The 601-nt window shown below is 64.2% G+C and carries 1 protein-coding gene; it reads left to right on the top strand.

Going from position 1 to position 601, the window contains the following annotated elements:
• The coding region (gene istA, locus CXF87_RS12270) for an IS21 family transposase (protein ID WP_157826537.1) at positions 1–601 on the top strand (601 nt) is incomplete at both ends.

The raw sequence follows: 601 nt of genomic DNA, 5'->3' as shown, positions 1-601 counted from the left end.
GTTCTGCCATCATTACCGGCTCTGGCGAGGCCGGCAACGGCGCAGCATGCGCCAGGTTCACGGGGCCGGTGAGAAGGTCTTTATCGATTACTGCGGACCGACCGTCCCGGTGGTGGATCCGAGCACCGGAGAGATGCGTCAGGCCCAGGTCTTTGTCGCCGTGCTTGGCGCTTCCAGTTATACCTTTGCCGAGGCCACCCGGAGCCAGCGCCTGCCGGACTGGATCGCCTCCCACCAACGGATGCTGACGTTCTTCGGCGGGGTACCCGCCTTATTAGTGCCAGACAACCTCAAGGCGGCGGTGACCAAGGCGGATCGGTACACCCCGACGATCAACGAGACCTACGCCGAACTGGCTGCTCACTATCAGACGGCAGTGCTGCCCGCGCGTCCCTACAAGCCCAAGGACAAGGCAAAGGCTGAAGCCGCCGTGCTGTTGGTCGAGCGCTGGATCCTGGCCCGGTTACGGCATCAGACGTTCTTCTCCTTGGCTGAGCTGAACGCCGCCATCGCCGCGTTGCTGCCAGCGCTGAACCAGCGCCCGTTCCAAGGGCGCACGGAGAGTCGCCAAAGCCTGTTCGATGCCCTTGACCGACCGGCG

The sequence above is a fragment of the Halomonas sp. MES3-P3E genome, assembly GCF_002836035.1.
GTDB lineage: Bacteria > Pseudomonadota > Gammaproteobacteria > Pseudomonadales > Halomonadaceae > Vreelandella > Vreelandella arctica.
This window is presented reverse-complemented; position numbering and strand designations above follow the sequence as displayed.